Genomic DNA, 17876 nt, shown 5'->3' with positions numbered 1-17876 from the left:
ATTTACCTTACCATAGGGTCGCATATCAGAAGTACCGCGCTTGTATAACAAACTGATGTCAGTAGCCTTTCAGGCCTCAGCGCCCCACCTTCAGATCACTTTCTGCAACAAACCCTGTGACAACACCTGCAACAGACGCGAACGGGCCAGCGCAGTGACCGGCAACTGCCAGGCACACCACGCCAGCCCGCGAAGATCGCCACTCGCTGCGCTCGACCGCCGCACCGCGTGGCTCACGTCATCAGCCCTGCAGGTCCGAAAGCGTCAGGGTCTTCCTGTCGGCGACGGCTTGACGCGCCGCCTTGCGCGCTTCTTCGTGCGCCGGAATCAGGCCGATGCCTTTCAGGTAGCCCAGGTTGCCGACCATCTTCTCGCTCATGAACAGATCCGCGTAGTCATACATGACCGGCGCTTCTTCCGCATGCTGATTCTTGATGTAGAAGAACATGGTACGTGCGACCGGGTAGGTCTCTTCCGAGATGGCCTCGGGAGACGGGGCGATGCCGTCGATGGTCGCGCCGCTCAGCGAGTCTTCGTTCTCCTCGAGGAAGGAATAACCGAAGACGCCGAAGGCCTCGGTGTCTTCCGACAGCTTCTGCACGATCAGGTTGTCGTTCTCGCCGGCCGGCACGAAGACGCCATCGTTGCGCACCTTGGAGTAGCCTTCACCACCATAGCCGTCCAGCTCTTCGGTGGCGGCTTCCAGCACCAACTCCTCAAAGGAATCGCGCGTACCGGAAGTGCTGGGCGGCCCATAGATGGTGATCTTGCGGTCCGGCAGGCTGGAATCGATCTGGTTCCAGCGGGTATAGGGGTTGGCCACCAGCTTGCCATCGACCGGCACCTGGGCTGCTACCGCCAGCGCGATCTGCTCCAGCGTGAAGGCGGCAGGGTCGTTGGTGTTGGACTGCGCGAAGGCGATGCCGTCATAACCGATGAAGGCTTCGGTGATGTCGGTCACGCCATTTTCCTGACAGCGCTCGAATTCGGAGGCCTTCATGCGGCGCGAGGCGTTGGTGATATCCGGGGTGTTGCTGCCGGCACCTTCACAGAAGAGCTTCATGCCGCCACCAGAGCCCGTGGCCTCGATGACCGGAGTGGGATGATCCGTGGTGACACCGAACTCTTCCGCCACATAGCTCGAGAAGGGATAGACGGTGCTGGAACCGACGATGCGAACCTGGTCACGTGCTTGTGCACTGGACACGATAGCCGCAGAGGCGATCACGAAAGCGAGCTGCTTGAGAGGGCGATTCATTGCGGTGCTCCGATGCATTGATTTATATGAATAAGCATATATTTGGTGGCGGAATCCCTCACGACTCCGCCACCCCGATTGGCGCGACATCTCGCCAATCGCCACACGCCAGTGATGAGAATCACCCATGGCATGCTGAACACGTATCTCGATGACAGGCACGTCGATAAATACGCATAGGCATATATGAGCATCATTTTATTGCAGTCGCGTGACATCTCCGCTGAGCATCCTGCCGCGGGATGCCTTGCCTCTCTATCCCTTCCCCTTTCGCCTCTCTGCTTTACCTTCGGCCGAGACAAGGCCCCAACAGAAATGGCCTGATCTCCCCAGACACTCGGGGGAAGATCAGGCCATCGACACGGCAGCGTGCGTGACAGGGCATCACTCGCTTGCCACAGGCGAGCCCCTCCTTAGCGCTTCTGGCGGGAGCCCAAGGCCTGGCTAGCGGCTAGCAGTTAGCAGCTAAAGGTTCCTGCTAGTCATCATCGCCCTCTTCGGCACTCTTCTGGCGCGCCTTGCGCTCCTGCTCTTCTTCCATGGCCGCCATGATGTTCTCGAGCAGCGCATCCACGTCCGGCGCTTCGGCGTCGTCCTCATAAAGGCCTGTCAGCTCGACATCCGGGTCCATGTCGCCGGCCTCGAACAATGCCCAGATCTCGTCGGCGTAGCGCGTCTGTGCCAGTTCAGGCGCGAACATCGCGTAGTAGGCGGTGATATTGGCGACATCACGCGCCAACATGCTCTTGGCATTGTTGTTGGCCGCGGCATCGACCGCCTGCGGAAGATCAATGATCACCGGGCCATAGTCATCGACCAGCACGTTGAACTCGGACAGATCGCCATGCACCAGGCCGGCATGCAGCATGCGCACGATGTACTGCATCATCAGCGCATGGTCTTCCCGCGCCTGCTCGGCGGACATCGAGACATCATTCAGGCGCGGTGCCACATTGCCGTCGTCGTCGGTGACCAGCTCCATCAGCAGCACGCCATCGAAGCAGCCGAACGGCTGCGGCACGCGCACACCGGCATCGGCCAGACGATACAGCGCATCGACCTCGGCATTCTGCCAGGCGGCTTCCTGCTGGTTGCGTCCGAAGCCGGAGCCCTTCTCCATCGCCCGTTGACGGCGACTGTTACGCACCTTGCGGCCTTCCTGATACAGCACAGCCTGCTTGAAGCTGCGCTGGGCAGCATCCTTGTAGACCTTGGCACAGCGAATCTCTTCTCCGCAGCGCACGACGTAAACCGAGGCTTCCTTGCCACTCATCAAGGGGCGGAGCACTTCATCGACCAGACCGTCATCTATGAGCGGCTGGATTCTCTTTGGCGTTTTCATCGCGTTCTTATACGCGTTTTGCGATACATCGGGAATCACCCTGTAGCAATTTTGTGACATACCTTACGACAAAACCCCCGCCAATGCGTCATTGGCGGGGGTTTCAGCATTCACTGACAGACTGCCTCGTCGGCAGCAGCGCCAGCGCTTATTGGGCGTTCTTGAGGCTCTGCATGTCAATCACGAAACGATACTTGACCTTGCCGTCCTGCATGCGCTTCCAGGCATCATTGATGGTGTCGATGTCGATCATCTCGATATCGCAGCCAATGTCGTGTTCGGCGCAGTAGTCGAGCACTTCCTGGGTCTCGGGCATGCCACCGATCAACGAGCCCGCCAGTACACGGCGCTTCATGACCAGGTTGCCGCCCTGCAGCGCGGGGTCCACTTCCTGCACCAGGCCGACGAGGATATGCGTGCCATCGTACTTCAGGGTATTGAGGTAGGGGTTGAGATCATGCGGCACCGGCACCGTGTCGAGCAGGAAGTCGAAGGTTTCGGTGGCACCTGCCATCTGCTCGTCGTCCGTCGAGACGATCACATGATCGACGCCATTCTCGCGCGCTTCCTCGACCTTGCTCTCGCTGCGGGTGAAGAGCGTCACTTCACAGCCCATCGCCTTGGCAAACTTGATGCCCATGTGACCCAGGCCGCCCATGCCGATCACCCCGACCTTGTCACCGGACTTCACGCCATAGTGACGCAGCGGCGAATAGGTCGTGACACCCGCGCACAGCAGCGGCGCGGCCACAGCCGGGTCGAGCTTATCCGGGATGGAGACCACGAAGCGTTCGCTGACGACGATCTTGTCGGAATAGCCGCCCTGGGTGAGGCTGCCATCGTGACGGTCCGGGCTGCCGTAGGTCATGGTCATGCCGTCGAGGCAATATTGCTCGAGCCCCTTCTGACAGGCGCTGCATTCACGGCAGGAATCCACCATGCAGCCAACGCCGACCATGTCGCCCACCTTGTACTGACTGACGTCATTGCCCACCTGGGTCACCCGACCCACGATCTCGTGCCCCGGTACCAGCGGGTACTGAGAATAGCCCCAGTCATTGCGCCCGACGTGCAGATCCGAGTGACAGACACCGCAGTAGAGAATCTCGATGGCCACGTCATCCGGGCGCGGCTGGCGACGCTCGAAGTTCCAGGGCGCTAGGTCTGCCGTTTCGGACGCCACGGCATAAGCGCGTGTCTGGCCGTCAAAATCACCGTTGGAAGGGCTTGTCATGGAGTCTCTCCTTGCTTGGCTGAGCGTCGGACAGCCTGGTCATCAAAGATGATTCAGCGCCCGCAAAAGGATTCGCATGCCATGCGGCAGTAGCGATCATGCCCACTGACATCTTGCCGACAGCCCGACTTTTCAATGGCTTGGCTGCCCTGCATCACTGTGTTGGTCATATCGCAACAGCGACCCACCAAGCTGCGCGAGGCTTGCAGACACAAGGAAAAGCGACGCAAAACATCAGGCTTCTGATTCCAAATTGACGCCATCAAGCAGCAAAGTTGCCACTGTGTTATCATGCACCTTCACCCCTCACGTCTTGGAACGGAGTCCCGCATGGCGAATACTCGTACTGCTGCAAAGAAAAAAGCACCGGCTGCTGTCGAAACCTCAGCCTCGCTTGAAGCTCAGATGCAGGCCTTCCTGGACCGTGGTGGCAAGGTGGATGTGATTGAATCCGGTGTCAGCGGCCAGGTCATTGGCGTCAAGCCGACCAAGCCGTCAAACCCTGCTGCCAAGAGCTGAGGCTTGCCCATCAAGCCTTGGTGCCCGAACGCGCTGCTCGCCTCACTCAACTGGCGCCTGCCATCGAGTCACTGACCGGTGAGAGCGCTGTTCATCGCTAGACCTCCAGCCGCTGCCCTGCATCATCAGGTAGCGGCCGGCTTCTTTCTGGGGAGAGGAAAATCACCTCTTGCCTGCCCTTGCTCCTCCCGCCACGGCGACGCCCATGCCAGCATCCTCTTCGCGCGACAGCTCCCTCGACTCCCGCCAGCACAGCGTGCATGGCACTCGCGACGCGGATGGGGCATGCACACGCCTAGCCGTCTTCATTGATGTGCAGAACATCTACTACACCACCCGCAATACCTTCGGCCGGCAGTTCGATTATCGTCGCCTGTGGGCAGAGCTCGAGCGCCTCGGCTCGATCCAGCATGCCTACGCCTACGCGATCGACCGTGGCGACCCCAAGCAGCAGCAATTCCAGCAGCGCCTGCGCGAGATAGGCTTTGAGGTCAAACTCAAGCCCTTCATCCAGCGCGGCGACGGCTCGGCCAAGGGCGACTGGGATGTCGGCATCACCATCGACGTGATGGAAGCCGCCCCCGAGGTCGATGAGATCATTCTCGCCTCCGGCGATGGCGACTTCGCCCTGCTGCTGGACCATGTCGCCACCCGCCACGCCATCACCACCCGCGTCTATGGCGTCGAAGCCCTCACCGCCCTCGCCCTGATGAAAAGCGCCCATCACTTCCGCGAAGTCGATGAAAGCCTGCTGATGCGCTGATACCGATCGATCGGGTCTCAACCGCGCCCGAATCCTGCCCGTCGCACAAGAAACACCCGCACGGCCTCTACTGACAGAGAGTTGTGCGGGTGTTTTCGTCTGGGCTACCAGCGGCCTGCCAGACATTCAGGCTTTACCGCGAACTTGCCAACTAGCTCTGTGGTGCGGCACTCAACGTCAATTCGATGGCGTCGTGGCGCCAGTGTTCATCATCGCAGTCCACCGCGCGGCCATTCTGATCGAAGTTGATGCGGGTGATGCGCTGCGCGGGGCTGCCCTGCGCGGCGTTCAGCGCGGCGGCGGCCTCAGCGTCGAACACCGTGGAGGCCAGTTCGAAGCTGACGCGGCTGACACGAATGGCGTATTCGTGCCGGTAGAGGTCGGTCAGGGAGTGGGCAGCGAGGTCGAAATCGAGGATGCCCAGGAAGCAGTCACGTCGCAGGTGATGGCAGACATGCAGCACGCGCCGCCCGTCGATACGCCGCACGCGAGTGATGCGATAGACCACTGAGCCCTCCGCAATCCCCAGCCGCCGCGCGATCACCGCGTTGGCAGCGACTTCTCCTGCCGCCAGTACCTCGGTGCTGGCCACCCGCTGCTGTGACTCGACCATGTCGCGAAATGGCAGGCACGCCAGCAAGTCATAGCGCAGTCGTGGCGGCGAGACGAACCAGCCCCGCCGATTCTCGCGATAGATACGCCCCTCCGCCTCCAGCTGCAGCAGGGTGTCGCGCAGCGTGACCCGCGTCGTGGCAAAGCGTTCGATCATCTCGCGTTCGGAGGGCAGGCGCTGTGAGGCGCGTAGCGGCGCTGCCTCAAGATGGTTCAGCAGCTTGCCCTTGAGCCCTGCCACGGGGACATCCGCGTCAGGAGTTGCCGATGAAGCGGCGTCACTCTGGGGCTCAAGCGAAGATGAAGGCATGCGAAGTTCCTGAAAGATAACGAAAGACAGCAATTTCTGGCGAGTCACTTGCATGACATCCAGGGCGTCCAGGATGGAAAGGGTCAGGGCGAAGCGATTCTGTGGTCTAGTTCAGATGCCCCGTAAAGCTCAGTGCGACTTTTCAAGACACGCTTGTCGAGACACGCATGAGGAGAATAGTGGCATTGGCGTGACAACTCGGTGACAGCACAACTCTGGCTGCCACGCCAGGTCAGTCATCACGCGCTGACTCATGCCTTGCACGCCCTGCTTTGCACACTTATGGCTGTGGAAGATAGCGAGGACCGGGGCCCGCGGCAAGGCACGAAGAAGGCACGGAGAAGGTATGAAGGAGACAGAGCCAGAGCCGTCACCCCATGCCATGACAACGACATGTTGACGACACGCAACTGTCACAGGCGAGCGCTAGAGTCGATCGTGCCTTTCGAACTGAACTAGACCACACAGCCTCGGCTGTCTCGGCACTTGCCTGAGCACTTGCAGAGCACTGGTCTGATCAATGATCCGAGAACTGGCCTGAGCAATGACCTGAGCATCCGGATGTGCTCTCAGCGTGTCGACAGGGTACCTGATACCCGTCACGCCTTACCTTCAGAGCAGCGATTGTTCATCACCTACTGGGGAAATCTCCTTGAAGTCGATTGCCACTACCTCATCCCGCTCCACCGGCCTGCTGGTTTCCACCTGCATGGCCGCCCTGTTGGGCAGTGCCTCCGTCAGTGCCGCCGACATGCCGGCTGACCTTCTCGAGGCCGCTCAGTCCGAAGGCCGTGTCGATAGCGTCGGCATGCCGGACAGCTGGGCCAACTGGAAGGACACCTGGGCTGACCTCGAGTCGAAGTATTCCATCGCGCATAGCGATACCGACATGAGCTCCGCCGAGGAAGTCGCCAAGTTCAAGGCCGAGGGTGAGAACGCCACCGCCGATATCGGTGACGTGGGCTTCGCCTTCGGTCCGATCGCGGTGCAGCAAGGCGTGACCCAGGCCTACAAGACCACGACCTGGGAGCAGATCCCGGAGTGGGCCAAAGACAAGGATGGCCACTGGGTACTGGGCTACACCGGCACCATTTCCTTCATGATCAACAAGACGCTGGTCAGTGAAGATGAGCGCCCGACCTCCTTCGCCGACCTCGCCAAAGGTGACTACAAGGTGTCCGTCGGCGCCGTGGGCAAGGCCTCACAGGCCAACAACGCCATTCTGGCCGCTGCCTTCGCCAATGGCGGCAAGGAATCCGACCTGACACCGGGCCTGGAAGTCTTCGCGGAACTGGCGCGCCAGGGCCGTCTGTCACTGGCAGAGCCGAGCATCGCCAATCTGGAGAAAGGCGAAGTCGAAGTCGCCCTGCTGTGGGACTTCAATGCCCTGAACTATCGCGATCAGATCAACCGCGACACCTTCGAGGTCGTCATCCCGTCTGATGCCTCCGTGACCTCCGGCTACGCCACCATCATCAACAAGCATGCCGAGCACCCGAATGCCGCCAAGCTGGCCCGTGAGTACATCCTCTCCGATGCCGGTCAGCTGAACCTGGCCAAGGGCTATGCCCGTCCTATCCGCGCCGAGCACCTCACCCTGCCCGAGGATATCGCCGCCAAGCTGCTGCCCAACGAGCAGTATGCCAATGCTCGTCCGGTCCAGGACTTCGCGGGCTGGGAAGCCAGTGCCAAGCAGCTGCCGCGTCAGTGGCAGTCCCAGGTACTGATCCACCAGCAGTGATCCCCAGGCTCTGCTTCACGCGAGCAGAGCGCGCACCATCCTGACAGACGGCATCGCCTTTGCGGTGCCGTCTTGAGCTTCTCGGAGTCACCATGTCTCAGCGTGTCATTCTTGTCGTGCTCGACGGCCTCAACCATGCCGTGGGTCATCATGCCATGGGCTATCTGAGTGCCCTGGTCGAGGCCGGCCGTGGCCAGTATCAATCACTGGACTGCGAGCTGCCGGCCATGTCGCGCCCGCTCTATGAATGCCTGCTGACCGGCGACCTGCCTGTCGACTCAGGTATCGTCAACAACGGTATCGTGCGCCGCTCACGCGGCATCAGCCTGTTCGACCTCGCCAGCCAGCAGGGCAAGCGCACGGCTGCCGCCGCCTATCATTGGGTCAGCGAACTCTATGTCGCGGCCCCCTTCGTGCCGGCCCGCCATCGCTGGCTCGACAACCCGGAATCCGCCATCCAGGCAGGCATCTTCTACTGGCAGGATCATTATCCGGATGACCATCTGTTCAGTGACGCCGAAATGCTGCGCCTGCGTCACGACCCGGATTTCCTGCTGGTACATAGCATGAACATCGACGATGCCGGCCATCGTCATGGCGGCGACACGCCGCAGTATCGCAACGCCGCACGGCATGCCGACGTCGCCCTGGCCAACTACCTGCCGGTATGGCTGGAAGCCGGCTATCAGGTGATGGTCACCGCAGATCACGGCATGAATGCCGACCGCTCACACTCCGGCCTGCTGGAAGAGGAGCGTCGCGTGCCGCTGTGGACCTTCGGCAACGCCTTCGCCAACGACGCCGCGACGGATCTCAAGCAACGCGAGCTCTGCGGCACCCTGGCCACACTGCTGGGGCTTGAGCACAGCAAGGCGAGCAATCCGTCGCTGCTGGCGAGCCATGCTGCCACGCGAGGCCTCAAGTGATGTCTGCCGCATTGAAGCGTCGCCTGACCAGCCCCGTCATGTGGCTGCTGCCGTTTGCGCTGATCTTCGGCGCCTTCCAGATCGCGCCGCTGGTGTGGGTGATGATCAGCGCCTTCAAGACCCCCACGGGCTGGGGGTTGGCCAACTTTCACGAGATCGCCTCCTCGGCCTTCTTCCGCCAGGCCATCTGGCGCAGCCTCGAGATCTCCTTCATGTCCAGCGTGCTGGGGCTGGCGATCGCCGCCGTGACCTGTCACAGCATGCACCGCTGTGGCCCGCGCCTGACGCGCATGATGATCGCCTTCACCAACATGACCAGCAACTTCGCCGGTGTCCCGCTGGCCTTCGCCTTCATCATCCTGATGGGCGCCAACGGCATGCTGACCCTGATGCTCGAGCGCTTCGGTCTGCTCGAGGACTTCAATCTCTACTCGCGCACCGGCCTGATCGTCATCTACACCTGGTTCCAGATTCCGCTGGGCATCCTGTTGCTGTATCCCGCCTTCAGCACCCTGAAGACGGAGTGGCGTGAAGCCGCCAGCCTGCTGGGCGCCAACCGCCTCGCCTACTGGCAGCACATCGGCCTGCCGGTGCTGTGGCCGTCCCTGGCAGGCACGCTCACCGTACTCTTCGCCAATGCCATGGGCGCCTACGCCACTGTCTATGCGCTGGTGAACACCAGCTACAACCTGATGACCATCCGCATCGCCAATCTGGTCTCCGGGGACCTGTTCCTGCAGCCGGAATTGGCCAGCGCGCTGGCCCTGGTGCTGGTCGTCATTCTCGTCATCGTCACGCTGATTCAGCAATGGCTCATGCGCAGGAGCTACCATGTCACTTCCCGCTGAACTGCCCTATCGCCACGGCAAGCCCTTGCTGCCCAGCCTGATGGCGCGCCTGCGCCGCGTGAACATCTACACCTTCATCGTCACCAGTGTCTTCGCACTGCTGGCACTGCCGCTGATTGCGACGCTGTTCTACGCCCTGGCGACACGCTGGGGCGCCAGCCTGACCCCCGATGCCCTGACCGTGAAATGGTTTCTGGAGCTCTGGACCACACCGCGCTTCCTGGCGGCGTTCGGGCGCTCGCTGCTGGTCGCCGTCGGTGCGCTGGCATTGTCATTGCTGCTGATCGTGCCGGTGGTATTTCTCGCCCACACACGCTATCCGCGCCTGGACAGCGTGATGAATGGGCTGATCCTGCTGCCCTTCGCCGTGCCGCCCATCGTGTCATCGGTCGGCCTGCTGCAACTCTACGCGGGCGGCCCGCTGGCCATCGTCGGCACGCCGTGGATCCTGATCCCCACCTACTTCACCATCGTGCTGCCCTTCATGTACCGCGCCTTGGCCAACAGCCTGCGCGCACTGGACGTGGCGTCCCTGATGGAGGCCGCTCAACTGCTGGGGGCGAGTCCGCTCAAGGCGTTCTTCCTGGTCGTGCTGCCCAATATCCGCGTCGGCATCCAGATTGCCGTCTTCCTGGCCTTCTCGTTCCTGGCCGGCGAATTCGTGTTCGCCAACATGCTGGTCGGCACCCGCTTCGAGACCCTGCAGGTCTACCTGAACAATATCCGCGGCGCCAGCGGCCACTTCACCAGCGCCCTGGTCATCACCCTGTTCGTGTTCACCCTGATCCTGACCTGGCTCGGCAATCGTCAGCCCGCCGAGCAGGAGATGCCCGCGGATGACCCCGACGAGGCGCTGGCCACCGCCATGACCGACGGCTTGCCCGGCCCGGTGCCGAGCGCCGATCTCGAGCCGCGTCACACCCATCACCAGTCGTCAGACTCCGCACCCCGAGGGGACCGCTGATGCTTGCCATCGACACCGCCACCACATTCGATAGCCAGAGCGCCGGCGGCCTTCTGACCAGCGCCCTGCGCGAACGCGCCGCCGACCAGCACTACCTCAAGCTCAATGGCCTGGCCAAGAGCTTCGGCAAGACCCAGGTATTCGCCGAGATAGAGGCCGAGATCGCGCGGGGGGAATTCATCACCCTGCTCGGCCCTTCTGGCTGCGGCAAGTCGACCCTGCTGCGCGCCATTGCCGGCCTCAATGAGGTCGATGCCGGCCAGATCATCGTCGATGGTCACGACATCACGTCGCTGCCGCCGCAGCGTCGCGGCATCGGCATGGTCTTCCAGCACTATGCGCTGTTCCCCAACATGCGGGTGGCGGACAACGTGGCCTTCGGGCTGCGCATGAAGAAGGTGCGCCCGGAAGAGCGCGAGCGGCGTGTCAGCGAGGTGCTCAGACTGGTGGAGCTGACCGATCAGGCGCAGCGCTTCCCGCACCAGTTGTCCGGCGGCCAGCGTCAGCGTGTGGCGCTGGCACGCGCGCTGGTGGTCGAGCCGCAGATCCTGTTGCTGGATGAGCCGCTGTCGGCACTCGATGCTCGTATCCGCCGCCATCTGCGTGATCAGATCCGCGATATCCAGAAGAGCCTCGGCCTGACCACCCTGTTCGTGACCCACGATCAGGAGGAGGCGCTGCTGCTGTCGGACCGCATCTTCCTGATGCATCAGGGGCGCATCCTGCAACAGGGCAATGCCGAATCTCTGTATACCCGGCCGGTGGATGCCACGGCAGCAGGCTTCATGGGGCATTACAACCTGATCGGTCGCGAGCTGGCGCGCCCGCTGCTCGGCTACGAGAGCGACAGCCCGCGCGTGGCACTGCGCCCGGAAGCGCTGTATCTGCAACCGGACACCAGCCCCCAGGGGCAACAGGATGAATATGCCAACTTCCCGACCCAACCCTTGCCGGACAATGCCGGCCCCGGCTGCCCGGGCGTGATCCGCCGCCACCAGCTGCTCGGCAATATCGTGCGCTACGAGGTGGACTGTCAGGGACTGCGCCTGAATGTCGATGTCCTCAATCGCAGCGCTCGGCAGTTATTGCCGCGCCATCTGCGCGTCATGCTGCACGCCGATCTGGATGAGGTACAGGCGCTGGGCGGGCACGAGACCGCCGCCACGTCGCAGGTGTCCCATGGATGACATCACAGGGCTTGCCATCTTCGATCTTGACGACACCTTGCTCGAGGGCGATGCCACGGGGCTTTGGACCGACTGGTTGATCGCAAGGGGCTGGATCGCCGATGGCGAGGAATATCGCGCGATCTGGGCACAACAGATGCTGGACTACGCGGCCGGTGAGCTGGACATGGAGACCCACCTGACTCACCTGCTGGCCCCGCTGGCAGGTCGCGCCGTCAGTGAGGTCGATGCCGAGGTGGCACGCTTTCTCGATGCCGAGCTGATGCCGCGCCTGTATCGTGAGGGGCTGGAGCGAATTCACTGGCACCGCGCGCAGAATCATCAGGTCGTGATCATCTCGGCCTCGACGGCGCATCTGGTCGCCCCTCTCGCCGAGCGCCTGGCGCTGGACGCGGCCCTGGCCACGGCCCTTGAGACCGAGCAAGGCTGCTACAACGGGCGCGCCTGTGGCATTCGCACCTTCCGCGAGGGCAAGCTCGCGGCACTCAAGGCATGGCAACAGCAACACGCCAGCCACAGTACCGGAGTGCCCAGCTGGGGCTATTCCGATTCACGCAATGATCTGGCCTTGCTGGAATTCGTCGATCACCCGTTCGCCGTCCACCCGGACCCGACCCTCGCCAGCCTGGCGCAACAGCGCGCCTGGCAGACACTACGTTGGCAATGAAGGAAACCGGGTTGGCGATGAGGGAAGCCAGACTGGCAACAAGAGACGCTGGGCTGGGATCGAGAGACGGGAATCGAGAGTCCCTGCGCTGGAATTGAGAGAAAGTGCATAATAGGCGACGCTGGGCGTAAAAAAAGGCACTCTATGCCAAAAATGCAAGCATAAAGGAAGCCATGCAATGGCCAAGGTCAGGGTCAGTCGGACCGCACGTGTACCCGATCCCATGCGCGTCAGGCGCTATCTGAAAGCCCCCGAAGTCGGCCCGCGCGTGCTGTTCTTCAGTGGTGGCACCGCACTGACCGGGGTCTCACGCACCCTGACCCGCTATACCCACCACAGCATCCATCTGGTGACGCCGTTCGACTCCGGTGGCAGCTCGGCCAAACTGCGCGACGCCTTCTCGATGCCCGCCATCGGCGATCTGCGTTCACGCCTGATGGCGCTGGCCGATGACAGCGTCCTGGGCCATCCCGACATCTATCGCCTGTTTACCCACCGCCTGCCACGTGAAGCGCGCCCGGAGATGCTGCACGCCACGCTGCGCGAGCTGGCAGCCGGGCGCCATCCGTTGACCATGGCGGTCGCGGAACCGATGCGCACCCTGATCTGCCATCAGCTGGGCTTTCTCATCGACGCCATGCCGGAAGGCTTCGATCTGCGCGGCGCCAGCATCGGCAATCTGATCATTGCCGGCGGCTATCTGAACCATCACCAGCAGCTGGATCAGATCATCTTCCTGTTCTCCAAGCTGGTACATGTACGCGGCACGGTGCGCGCCGTGGTCAATGCCGATTGCCATCTGGCGGTGACGCTGGAAGATGGTCGCGAGATCATCGGCCAGCACCGCATCACCGGCAAGGAAGTCGCCCCTCTCGATTCGCCCATCGCGCGCATGCGCCTGGCCGCGACAGAGGGCGACCACCATGTGCCCGTGGTGCCGGAGCTGCACGCCAACAATCGCCAGTTGATCGAGTCGGCCGAGCTGATCTGCTTCCCTCCCGGCAGCTTCTATTCCAGCGTGCTCGCCAATCTGCTGCCCAAGGGCGTCGGGCGCGCGGTGCTGGCCAACCCCTGCCCCAAGGTCTACATCCCCAACTGCTGCCCGGACCCGGAGCAGACCGGCAAGCGCATGGATGAGCTGGTCAGCGTATTGCTCGACACCCTGTGTGCCGACCTCACCGGCCGCATGGAAGACTGCCCCACCGAGAACCTGCTCAACATCGTGCTTCTCGACAGCCAGCGCGGTGACTACCCCGGCGGCCCCTGCATCGAGGCGCTCGAGCGCATGGGCATCACCGTGATCGACACCCGCCTGATCAGCGAGCAGAGCGCGCCCTACTACGACAACGAGCTGCTGGTCACCGCGCTGCTGTCGCTGGTGTGACGCCAACCGCGAGCTGCTCGGCATAAGTTGCTCTGCAGCAAAAGAACGCCCCCGCCTGCCAACAGCAGACGGGGCCGTTCTTGTTCCGGACATCAAGTCGAGACCTGATAGAGCGATGGTCGAGAGTTGCGCCCTGAAAGAGAAGCGAGACTTAGATCACGCCACGCACCGCGCCGAGGATCACCATCCCCAGCACCAGCTTCCAGGGAGCCAGCGAGAAACGCGTCAGTGCGATGAAGGCGGTCAGCGCGATCACCAGGTCCGTGCGGCTCAGCACGCTGGTGGTCCACAGCGGGTCATAGAGCGCCATGCCCAGCACGCCCACCACGGCCGCATTGGCGCCGGCGAGCGCAGCGCGCGCCCCGGCGCGGGCGCGCAGACGCCCCCACAGTGGCGCCACGCCGATCAGCAGCAGAATCCCCGGCAGGAAAATGCTCAATAGCGCAATGACGGCACCGAGCAATGCCGAACCTCCGCCCACCTGCGCCATGCCGGTCCCCAGCCAGGCGGCAAAGGTGAACAGCGGCCCCGGCACTGCCTGGGCGGCGCCATAGCCGGTGAGGAAGGTATCGGCCGCGATATGGCCCGTCTCGACGGTGGAGGCCTCCAACAGCGGCAGCACCACGTGCCCGCCCCCGAACACCAGCGCCCCGGCACGGTAGAAGATATCGACCAGACTGCCCGATGCCACCAGCGGCAGGCCGATCAACAACACGAAGAACGCGATCAGGCAGTAGCGCGCCAGGCGCGTCGAGACCGGCAGTGACAGCCCCGCGGCCTGGGCTTGCTGGCGCACGGATGCCGCCTTGTCATCACGACACAGCAGGCTGCCGAGCACTGCGCCCATCGCGATCACCCCGACCTGCGCCCAGGCGACCTGCGTCCAGGCGCTCTGTGCCAGCGCCAGGCCCAGCATGGCCAACAGCGCCAGACAGGTACGCCGCAAGTCCGGGCACAGCTTGCGCGCCATGCCCCAGATCGCCTGGGCGACGACGGCCACCGCCACCAGCTTCAAGCCGTGGATCACCCCGGAGGCCAGCGGCCCATCGAGGCTGCCCGCCACCAGCGCCAACACCAGCAACGCCAACGCAGACGGCAAGGTGAAGCCGATCCACGCCAGTATCCCACCCATCACGCCACCGCCACGCACCATGCCCAGCGCGAAACCGACCTGGCTGCTGGCCGGGCCCGGTAGGAACTGACAGAGCGCGACCAGCTCGGCGTAGGCCTTGTCACTCAACCAGCCTCGCCTGCGTACCAGCTCATCGTGGAAGTATCCCAGGTGAGCAATCGGGCCGCCGAAGCTGGTCAGCCCCAGAGTGAGGAAGGTGCGCAGCACTTCACTGCGCCGCGCCTTGTCGCTCGCAAGCGGAGCATCAGGCGTCGCAGGGTCGCGCTCACGCCTTGCAGTTTCATCCGGATGTGACATGACGTTTCTCTTGGAGCGGGAAGAAAAGGATAACGATCAGAAATCCAGCGAGGGGCTTATGTGAGAGCTATATGAAAGAATTTTCACTTGCTGACGCTACGGTGACATCAGGTGAAAGCGCAATGAGCTGATTCTCGCCCCTTGCATCACCCACCAGACTATCGCCGCCAGATGACAGGAAGCCCGCCCCATGGTTGGGACGGGCTTCCTGCATGAGGGCTTCCTGCATAAGGGCTTAGGCGTCAGGTGCCCGGCGAAGGATTCAGTTGGCCGACGTCTCCTGAGTGGAGGCATGCTGCGTGTCCGAGGGCAACGCGATGGCCATCACCGCGCTCGCCGCCACCAGTGCCGCCGACCACCACAGGCAGGCTTCCAGACCATAGGCCTGATAGAGCCAGCCGGACAGCAACGTGCCCAGCAGGCGCCCCATGGCGTTGGCCATGTAATAGAAGCCGACATCCATCGACACGCCTTCACTGCGCGCGAAGCGCACGATCAGGTAGCTGTGCCAGCTGGAATTGACGGCGAAGATGACGCCGAACACCAGCAGACCGATGATCAACCACTCAAGGGGTGCCAGCCCCAGCAGGATGGCCGCACTGCTGTCGCCGCCCTGCTGCGCGTCCAGCGACATGCTCGCCATCAGCGCGGGCAACAGCGCCAGCACACCAGCCAGCAGCACGGTCATCCAGCGTACGCCCGCATCACCGCTCAAGCGACGCGCGATCGGCCCGGTAATGTGCGGGGCCTGGGTCTGCACCCCGCCATAACCGATCACCCACGCGGCCATCAGAATACCGACCGTCCAGAAGTTCCAGCCATGTACCTCGGCCAGATAGACCGGTAAGGCGACCACGAACCAGACATCACGTGCAGCGAACAGGCACATGCGCGCCGCCGACAGCACATTGACCGCCCGCGAGGTCGAGAACATCTCACGAAACGCCGGCTTGCGGCTGGCCTTGCTCTGCCCCAGCGATGCCGAGAGCTTGCGCAGTGACAGCACCAACACCACGGCCAGCATTAGCCACATGGCCAATACCGTGCCCTGGAAGCCGATGAGACTGAGCGCCGCGCCACCGAGGAAGAAGCCCAGACCCTTGAGGGCATTCTTGGAGCCGGTCAGCAGCGCGACCCAGCGATACAGTGCGCTCTGCGACTGCGCCGCCTGCTGCCCCTTCGGCACCAGCACCTTGATGGCGCTCTTGGCGCTCATCTTGTTGAGGTCCTTGGCGATGCCCGACAGCGCCTGGGCGATCATCACCCAGACCACCGTCAGCATGGGCTCCGGCACCAACAGCATGCCGAGCGCCACCAGCTGCATCGCAAGCCCGGCATTCATGGTGCGATTGAGGCCGAGCCGCGCCCCCAGCCAGCCGCCGACGAGGTTGGTGACGACACCGAAGGCTTCGTAGAACAGGAACAGCAGCGCGATGTCCAGCGCCGAATAGCCCAGCGAATGGAAATGCAGCACCACCAGCATGCGCAGTGCGCCATCCGTCAGCGTGAAGGCCCAGTAATTCCCCGTCACCAGCAGGTACTGGCGCACCTCATGGGGCAGCTCTCGCAGGCGGGCAAGCATTTCAGCGCTCCTGTGTGCTGGCGTCGGCCAGATCACCCAGGCCCACTTTCAGCGCCAGCTCTGCGGTGCGGTTGGCATAGCCCCACTCGTTGTCATACCAGGCGTACAGCTTGAGCTGGGTGCCCGCGACCACCATGGTCGAGGGCGCATCGATGATGCTGGAGCGGGAATCGGTACGGAAATCGATCGACACCAGCGGGCGTGTCTCGTAGCCCAGCACGCCGGCCAGTTCACCTTCCGCCGCGCTCTGCAGCGCCTGATTGACCTCTTCCACCGTCACTTCGCGGTTGAGCTCGAACACCATGTCGGTCAGGGAGGCATTGGCCAGCGGCACGCGAATGGCGTGGCCATTCAAGCGGCCTTCCAGCTCCGGGAAGATGGCGCTGATCGCCTTGGCGGAACCGGTGGTCGTCGGAATCAGGCTCATGCCGCAGGCCCGCGCGCGGCGCAGGTCCTTGTGCGGCGCATCCAGAATCGTCTGGGTATTGGTGATGTCGTGCACGGTGGTCATGGAGCCATGACGAATGCCGAACTGCTCCTGGATCACCTTGATCACCGGTGCAAGGCAGTTGGTGGTGCAGCTGGCCGCCGTCACGATGCGATGCTCATCGGCGTTGTAGAGGTGATCGTTGACGCCCATGACGATGTTGAGCACGCCCTCTTCCTTGACCGGCGCGGAGACCACGACCCGCGCGACGCCCTGTTCGAGATAGGCGTTCAGCACCTCGGTGCTCTTCTTCTTGCCGGAGGCCTCGATCACTACGTCACAGCCCGACCAATCGGTGTCACCGATCTCACGCTGGCTGGAGAATGCCGTGCGCTGACCATCGAGGGTGATGGAGTCCGCGTCACTGGTGATACCGGTGCCCGGCGACCACTGGCCATGCACGGAATCGAATTCCAGCAGATGGGCGAGGGTCGCGGCATCGCCACCCGGGTCATTGATGCGCACCACGTCCAGCGCGATATCCTCGCGCAGCTTCCACAGCGCGCGCAGGGCGAGACGACCGATGCGCCCGAAGCCATTGATACCGACGCGCAGGGCCGGCATGCCCTCCGGCACGCTGATGGACGAGGAATAGGACGGAGCGCTATGAGCAGGACACATGG

General features: G+C 62.9%; 16 protein-coding genes. 9 read left to right on the top strand and 7 right to left on the bottom strand.

Annotated elements, in window-relative coordinates:
• Positions 1-241: 241 nt before the first annotated feature.
• The 3 genes from ACJJV2_RS07010 to ACJJV2_RS07000 form a co-directional block, all read right to left on the bottom strand.
• The gene (locus ACJJV2_RS07010) at positions 242-1258 is read right to left on the bottom strand and encodes a substrate-binding domain-containing protein (RefSeq protein WP_405279381.1); all 1017 of its coding nucleotides are present in this window, start codon (positions 1256-1258) and stop codon (positions 242-244) included.
• Between the two features lie 478 nt (positions 1259-1736).
• Positions 1737-2600: a PA4780 family RIO1-like protein kinase gene (locus ACJJV2_RS07005; RefSeq protein WP_054557253.1), complete on the bottom strand. Its 864-nt coding sequence runs from the start codon at positions 2598-2600 to the stop codon at positions 1737-1739.
• 148 nt (positions 2601-2748) lie between these two features.
• A complete protein-coding gene (locus ACJJV2_RS07000) occupies positions 2749-3834 on the bottom strand; it encodes an NAD(P)-dependent alcohol dehydrogenase (protein WP_405279378.1) in 1086 nt (361 codons plus the stop codon).
• A gap of 330 nt (positions 3835-4164) precedes the next feature.
• On the opposite strand from ACJJV2_RS07000, the gene ACJJV2_RS06995 reads away from it, so the two are divergent.
• The gene (locus tag ACJJV2_RS06995; RefSeq protein ID WP_084589604.1) at positions 4165-4353 is read left to right on the top strand and encodes a hypothetical protein; all 189 of its coding nucleotides are present in this window, start codon (positions 4165-4167) and stop codon (positions 4351-4353) included.
• Between the two features lie 205 nt (positions 4354-4558).
• Positions 4559-5116: an NYN domain-containing protein gene (locus ACJJV2_RS06990; RefSeq protein WP_405279375.1), complete on the top strand. Its 558-nt coding sequence runs from the start codon at positions 4559-4561 to the stop codon at positions 5114-5116.
• Positions 5117-5267: 151 nt separating this feature from the next.
• Here ACJJV2_RS06990 and ACJJV2_RS06985 read toward each other — a convergent pair whose 3' ends face one another.
• Entirely contained in the window at positions 5268-6038 is a 771-nt protein-coding gene (locus tag ACJJV2_RS06985) for a UTRA domain-containing protein (RefSeq protein WP_405279372.1), read from the bottom strand.
• Between the two features lie 652 nt (positions 6039-6690).
• Between ACJJV2_RS06985 and ACJJV2_RS06980 the strand changes: the two genes are divergently transcribed.
• The 7 genes from ACJJV2_RS06980 (at position 6691) to ACJJV2_RS06950 (ending at position 13755) form a co-directional block, all read left to right on the top strand.
• Entirely contained in the window at positions 6691-7779 is a 1089-nt protein-coding gene (locus ACJJV2_RS06980) for an ABC transporter substrate-binding protein (protein ID WP_405279369.1), read from the top strand.
• A gap of 92 nt (positions 7780-7871) precedes the next feature.
• Positions 7872-8705 (top strand): alkaline phosphatase family protein, encoded by an 834-nt coding sequence (locus tag ACJJV2_RS06975; protein WP_405279366.1) that lies wholly within the window; start codon positions 7872-7874, stop codon positions 8703-8705.
• Positions 8705-9553 (top strand): ABC transporter permease subunit, encoded by an 849-nt coding sequence (locus ACJJV2_RS06970; protein ID WP_216060786.1) that lies wholly within the window; start codon positions 8705-8707, stop codon positions 9551-9553. Before ACJJV2_RS06975 ends, ACJJV2_RS06970 begins: the two co-directional genes overlap by 1 nt.
• Positions 9537-10517, top strand: a complete 981-nt coding sequence (locus tag ACJJV2_RS06965; protein WP_405279362.1) for an ABC transporter permease — start codon at positions 9537-9539, stop codon at positions 10515-10517. Before ACJJV2_RS06970 ends, ACJJV2_RS06965 begins: the two co-directional genes overlap by 17 nt.
• The gene (locus tag ACJJV2_RS06960; protein ID WP_405279359.1) at positions 10517-11704 is read left to right on the top strand and encodes an ABC transporter ATP-binding protein; all 1188 of its coding nucleotides are present in this window, start codon (positions 10517-10519) and stop codon (positions 11702-11704) included. Before ACJJV2_RS06965 ends, ACJJV2_RS06960 begins: the two co-directional genes overlap by 1 nt.
• On the top strand, positions 11697-12371 hold the full coding sequence (locus ACJJV2_RS06955) for an HAD family hydrolase (RefSeq protein WP_405279356.1): 675 nt from the start codon (positions 11697-11699) through the stop codon (positions 12369-12371). The genes ACJJV2_RS06960 and ACJJV2_RS06955 overlap by 8 nt, the downstream gene beginning before the upstream one ends.
• A gap of 178 nt (positions 12372-12549) precedes the next feature.
• Complete coding sequence (locus tag ACJJV2_RS06950; protein WP_248377862.1) at positions 12550-13755, top strand: GAK system CofD-like protein; 1206 nt, start codon at positions 12550-12552, stop codon at positions 13753-13755.
• Between the two features lie 151 nt (positions 13756-13906).
• Here the strand turns inward: ACJJV2_RS06950 and chrA are convergent, their stop codons facing one another.
• The 3 genes from chrA to ACJJV2_RS06935 form a co-directional block, all read right to left on the bottom strand.
• The gene (gene chrA / locus ACJJV2_RS06945) at positions 13907-15184 is read right to left on the bottom strand and encodes a chromate efflux transporter (protein ID WP_405279353.1); all 1278 of its coding nucleotides are present in this window, start codon (positions 15182-15184) and stop codon (positions 13907-13909) included.
• 262 nt (positions 15185-15446) lie between these two features.
• Positions 15447-16766, bottom strand: a complete 1320-nt coding sequence (gene arsJ / locus ACJJV2_RS06940; protein WP_405279350.1) for an organoarsenical effux MFS transporter ArsJ — start codon at positions 16764-16766, stop codon at positions 15447-15449.
• A gap of 1 nt (position 16767) precedes the next feature.
• Positions 16768-17817 (bottom strand): ArsJ-associated glyceraldehyde-3-phosphate dehydrogenase, encoded by a 1050-nt coding sequence (locus tag ACJJV2_RS06935; RefSeq protein WP_405280703.1) that lies wholly within the window; start codon positions 17815-17817, stop codon positions 16768-16770.
• Between the last annotated feature and the right edge of the window lie 59 nt (positions 17818-17876).

Source organism: Cobetia sp. Ld8, from assembly GCF_045066615.1.
In the GTDB taxonomy this organism is placed as follows: domain Bacteria; phylum Pseudomonadota; class Gammaproteobacteria; order Pseudomonadales; family Halomonadaceae; genus Cobetia; species Cobetia amphilecti.
This window is presented reverse-complemented; position numbering and strand designations above follow the sequence as displayed.

What these genes read in the sequence shown, in the direction of transcription:
- ACJJV2_RS06985 (WP_405279372.1), bottom strand. Translation starts at nt 6,038, where the DNA reads ATGCCTTCATCTTCGCTTGAGCCCCAGAGTGACGCCGCTTCATCGGCA.
- ACJJV2_RS07000 (WP_405279378.1), bottom strand. Translation starts at nt 3,834, where the DNA reads ATGACAAGCCCTTCCAACGGTGATTTTGACGGCCAGACACGCGCTTAT.
- ACJJV2_RS06935 (WP_405280703.1), bottom strand. Translation starts at nt 17,817, where the DNA reads ATGCCGGCCCTGCGCGTCGGTATCAATGGCTTCGGGCGCATCGGTCGT.
- ACJJV2_RS07010 (WP_405279381.1), bottom strand. Translation starts at nt 1,258, where the DNA reads ATGAATCGCCCTCTCAAGCAGCTCGCTTTCGTGATCGCCTCTGCGGCT.
- chrA (WP_405279353.1), bottom strand. Translation starts at nt 15,184, where the DNA reads ATGTCACATCCGGATGAAACTGCAAGGCGTGAGCGCGACCCTGCGACG.
- ACJJV2_RS07005 (WP_054557253.1), bottom strand. Translation starts at nt 2,600, where the DNA reads ATGAAAACGCCAAAGAGAATCCAGCCGCTCATAGATGACGGTCTGGTC.
- ACJJV2_RS06995 (WP_084589604.1), top strand. Translation starts at nt 4,165, where the DNA reads ATGGCGAATACTCGTACTGCTGCAAAGAAAAAAGCACCGGCTGCTGTC.
- ACJJV2_RS06955 (WP_405279356.1), top strand. Translation starts at nt 11,697, where the DNA reads ATGGATGACATCACAGGGCTTGCCATCTTCGATCTTGACGACACCTTG.
- ACJJV2_RS06975 (WP_405279366.1), top strand. Translation starts at nt 7,872, where the DNA reads ATGTCTCAGCGTGTCATTCTTGTCGTGCTCGACGGCCTCAACCATGCC.
- arsJ (WP_405279350.1), bottom strand. Translation starts at nt 16,766, where the DNA reads ATGCTTGCCCGCCTGCGAGAGCTGCCCCATGAGGTGCGCCAGTACCTG.
- ACJJV2_RS06960 (WP_405279359.1), top strand. Translation starts at nt 10,517, where the DNA reads ATGCTTGCCATCGACACCGCCACCACATTCGATAGCCAGAGCGCCGGC.
- ACJJV2_RS06950 (WP_248377862.1), top strand. Translation starts at nt 12,550, where the DNA reads ATGGCCAAGGTCAGGGTCAGTCGGACCGCACGTGTACCCGATCCCATG.
- ACJJV2_RS06965 (WP_405279362.1), top strand. Translation starts at nt 9,537, where the DNA reads ATGTCACTTCCCGCTGAACTGCCCTATCGCCACGGCAAGCCCTTGCTG.
- ACJJV2_RS06970 (WP_216060786.1), top strand. Translation starts at nt 8,705, where the DNA reads ATGTCTGCCGCATTGAAGCGTCGCCTGACCAGCCCCGTCATGTGGCTG.
- ACJJV2_RS06990 (WP_405279375.1), top strand. Translation starts at nt 4,559, where the DNA reads ATGCCAGCATCCTCTTCGCGCGACAGCTCCCTCGACTCCCGCCAGCAC.